3 protein-coding genes are annotated in these 4079 nt (G+C 40.5%); all 3 read right to left on the bottom strand.

What is annotated here, in order from left to right:
• Positions 1-242, bottom strand: a 242-nt coding sequence (locus ACFIKJ_RS08655) for a transglycosylase SLT domain-containing protein (RefSeq protein WP_375670496.1), incomplete at its 3' end; no start/stop codon positions are given.
• Between the two features lie 16 nt (positions 243-258).
• Positions 259-2448: a hypothetical protein gene (locus ACFIKJ_RS08650; RefSeq protein WP_375670495.1), complete on the bottom strand. Its 2190-nt coding sequence runs from the start codon at positions 2446-2448 to the stop codon at positions 259-261.
• Position 2449: 1 nt separating this feature from the next.
• On the bottom strand, positions 2450-3895 hold the full coding sequence (locus ACFIKJ_RS08645) for a hypothetical protein (protein WP_375670494.1): 1446 nt from the start codon (positions 3893-3895) through the stop codon (positions 2450-2452).
• Positions 3896-4079: the final 184 nt, after the last annotated feature.

Raw genomic sequence — 4079 nt, 5'->3', positions numbered from 1 at the left:
AGTGTCAACCGCCCCATGGCATCTGCCGCTTGCATGGGGTCAAACCTATCCTGCAAACCATATTGTTTGGCGGTGCTATCGATAAATTGATACAAACCACCAGCAGAAGAGCGGGGATTCCTTGCATTCGGATTGCCTCCACTTTCAACTTGCGCAACACGGTATAAATAACTCTCTGGCAAACCATATCGCACTGCCGTCTGCCGTATCGCTTGATTGACAGAAGGACTATAACGGGTCATAGCCTAATCTCCTCCCTTACTCAAATGCACTCAATAAATTCAATTCCTCCGTTGAGGCTTTTCCCCCACCTCCAAACAAAGCAGCAGAAAGCTTTTTGAACCATTCTTTTGTCGCATATCCCTTATGATGCGCGTTTACCATGCGTTGAATGAGAGCTACAATTTGATCATTCTTAATCTCTGTCCCCCCTGTTAACAATTTGACAACATCCTTTTCAATCCGTTGACGCTCTCTAAACGCCGCCTCTTTGAAAGGAATCCAAGCTGCCTTCCCAGCAGCTTTTGCTAATTGTACAGCTGCATCACGTTTACCCGTTGGCATACTGACATTATGCGTAAAAGATATCTTTTCATCCGCTACACGACCTGGTATTCTGTTATAAAAATCTGCATAATTAGCTTCTTTTTCGACAACCTTCTTGACCGCAGAAGCTTTATCGGCTCCATAAATCTTTGCAAATCGTTTATACAGATCATTCGTACCAAAAATCTCCTTTGCCTTGGATACTTCATCTTTTGTTTGACCCATACCTTGTAAAAGTTCTGCCCTTGAACCCTTTTTAAAGTATTCTTGTTGTGCCTTTGGTAATTCATCAAAGATTTTACTGAACTCATCCTTATTAACCGACTTGCTAAGGATTTTGGAACCTTCATCCATGGCATCTAAACGTGAACTATATTGGTGATACAATGATCGTGCCTTCTTATATTTAGGCGATATATCATCCATAAGCTCTAATAACTTTTTCTGAATGCCAACTAAGGTATGAACTTTACTATTATCTCCTATCTTCTCGGCTTCATCTCTCATAAGACCAAGTTTAACCTTCGTTTCATGGAGAACTCCCATGTTGGGTTTTTCTTTAAGGAGATTAAATTTTTCAGAAGAAAACGAACTGACTTCTTTGCCACCACTCGTGAATTCCTGTAGCCCTCCTTTATAAGCCTGTTTGAAGTATGGACGCTTCATTAATTCATTAAGAGCACCATAATGCTGTTCTCCTATTGGTGTTTTTTGAGCTATTTCGTAAAGAGTATGTGGTTCTGCTTTCCTAATCGCGATAAGATCATCTTTTAAACCTGTAACATTTTGACGAGGAACAAAGTGTTCATCTGCTGCCTGATGAATACGCTCCCCTCCTTCCAGCGCTCTCTGCCCAGCTCTTTTAGTCAAATCAAGATAAGCTCCTTGATTTCTTTTCGCGATATCAAAAACAAGATCCTGTAAAAAAGGACTATGATCAGCTACGTAATCGGTAGGAACTGCTTTTTTAAAAGATTCTCCTAGCTCTTCAGAAGCCTCCTTACCTAAATGTTTACTGATTGCTCTTAACGTATCTTTTGAAACACCTTCTTTCGTATGAGAAGGAGAAAGAAGTCTTCGTATTCCACCGACAGTAGAACCAGCCAAATGACCTAAAGCACTTCCAACCAATGCCCCGCCCGCTCCTAAACCTGCACCAGATAACGTACTTGTAAGTGTATTACCAAGTCCTTCGCCTTCTCCTGCGCCATGTAATGCACCAGATGCCGCTCCTACTTTAAGCAAATGAGGTAATGTTGTTTTGTTCGTGATGCCTAAAAATGGACTTGCAAATCGACTTGGAAATGACTGACCAGTGTTCAAAAAGGCTTGACCTAATTTTGACCCCGCCACATTCCTTGCAAGTGTAGGCGCTACAAAGCGTGCTCCTGAGGCTAACAATCCTCCCCCTAAAGTCGCAAGTGAAGGGATTGCCGACCCTAAAGCATTTCCAGCAAAAGAAGTCCAATAATGTTGATCACTCATCCTACGATAATAATCACGTAGTCTATTGGCTTCTTTCTCATATTTTTCTATGGTTTTCTTATCTCCAGTCCAATAGTTGTAAAGCCCCTTCAAAAAAGCACTTATTGCCAACTCATCATCAGAATCACGTCCTGCCGCTGTAATCCCCGCAATCTCATCATCTAAATTAAAACTCAAACCATGCTTTAAAGAATTCCAAAAAGCTTCACTTTGCGTGATTTCGGGATGTTCTGCTTCTTCCTCATAAGAATGGTTGTTATAGTCTGATATGTGTCCAATAATAGGATATTGATCATCATTCCAAATCTGACTATTTGAAGAGCGTTTATTATAATCTGTTATATGTCCAATAATAGGATACTGATCATCATTCCAAACCTGACGTTTTCCAACGTTATCATTCTTATGATTAAGCATTTTAGTATCTCTTTATTCTAATATTACCATCTGCATCTTGAATTTTTGTTCCTATCTCAAATTTAGCGCTCTCTTTGGGACTGGATACCTTCACAAACTCCATAACGCCTTTTTTCTGAGTATTATATTTATCAGAGATTTCTTGAGGGGTTATCTTCCCCGTCATCCAATCATGCAAATCAGTTTTCTGAAGCTTATTTAAAGCATTAAATGTTATTTCAAGATTTTCTAAAGTTTTCAGTAGCCCTTTTGTATTACGCGCAGAATCTAAAGAACCAAAGGTTGCTACCATCGTCCGACTTTCGTAATCTGATATAGGACCAACACTAAGACTTCCTCTAGGATCCATCGATTTTAAGCTCTCAAATACCGCCTTTAAAGCACCACCCTTAATCGTATCAAATAAATTTTCTAATTCATTCGCAGGAGTTCCTCCAATTCCACGCGTAGCCCACGCCTTAAACCCGTTAATCTTATGTTTGCGAATGAGTGCAATCGAATCACGAATAGCATCTATCCCAGCGTTCATCTGATGTTTTGTGGCAATAATATTTTTTTGCTTTTTACCCTCCCACTCTTTCTGTGCTTGTAGCTTCTGATTATACTCCAATGCCTGTAGAGTCCCTGACATCGGTCTCTGTCCACGTTCACCTGTCTCTGGATCGGTATACCATTCATGCCCCGCAAGTAGTTTAGGAGTATCACCACCTGTTAGCAATGCACTAAGCATTTGAGGATTCCGTGCCATGACAGCAGCTTCTTCTTCGCTATATCCTTTAGATTTCAGATACTCGACGGTCTGATTAACCTGCCCTCTTTTTTCTCTTTCCATATCACCACGACGAAGATTCATAGCTGCATTCGCTAAACTTTGTGCTATCGTCCCATCTGATAATGCATAACCAATCCCATAATCTGATAATCTTTGTAAAAACTCAGGACTACGCAAGTAATCCCAAAAACTCTGTTGAGAACCAGCATCTTGGTGAGGAACAGTACTCTGTTGTGGCTGTGCAAACTGCTGTGGTTCTACAGGTGAAATCGGTTCGGGTAACTGAGACCGCTTTGGTTGCAATGATGCCAAATCTGAAGTTTCAATTGCATTAGGCAAAGGTTCCATATCCTTCGATAAATCTAAAGGGTTTGGTTGTGAACCAAAGGTCGCTACTGGTAAAGAAGGAACTGAAAACGGTACATCTGGTTTTCTGCCTGCCGATCTTAAAGACGAACTTACATCTGGTAAAGGTGAACTATTTTTAGCTAAACCTAAAGGATTTGATTGTGAACCAAAAGTTGCTATAGGGGAAGAAGGGGTTAAATAAGGTAAATTATTTGCCTGTTGTTTGGCGTCTTCTAGATCGTTGAAACGTATACGTGGTACATATTGGCTCATTACATGCATAGACTTAAGAAGTCTTGATAAAATGTTATCGTTACTATTTTGCATAACTACCTCACTTTTTTCCTGCAAAACCAGAAATACCAGCTAAAATCCCTATAGCGTTCTTCCAAGGGTCGTTGCCTTGCATCATAGAGGCTGTATTATTATTCGTCGTCGTGCCGTAATTCCTTGCAAAGCCATGACCGGCGTTCATAAGCATATTCAACCTATTCCAGCCGCTATTGTCTTG

The sequence above is a fragment of the Bartonella sp. PS7NMGDW genome (assembly GCF_042193585.1).
Lineage (GTDB): Bacteria > Pseudomonadota > Alphaproteobacteria > Rhizobiales > Rhizobiaceae > Bartonella > Bartonella grahamii.
Note: the sequence above shows the minus strand (reverse complement) of the source record. Positions and strands in the feature narration are given on the sequence as shown.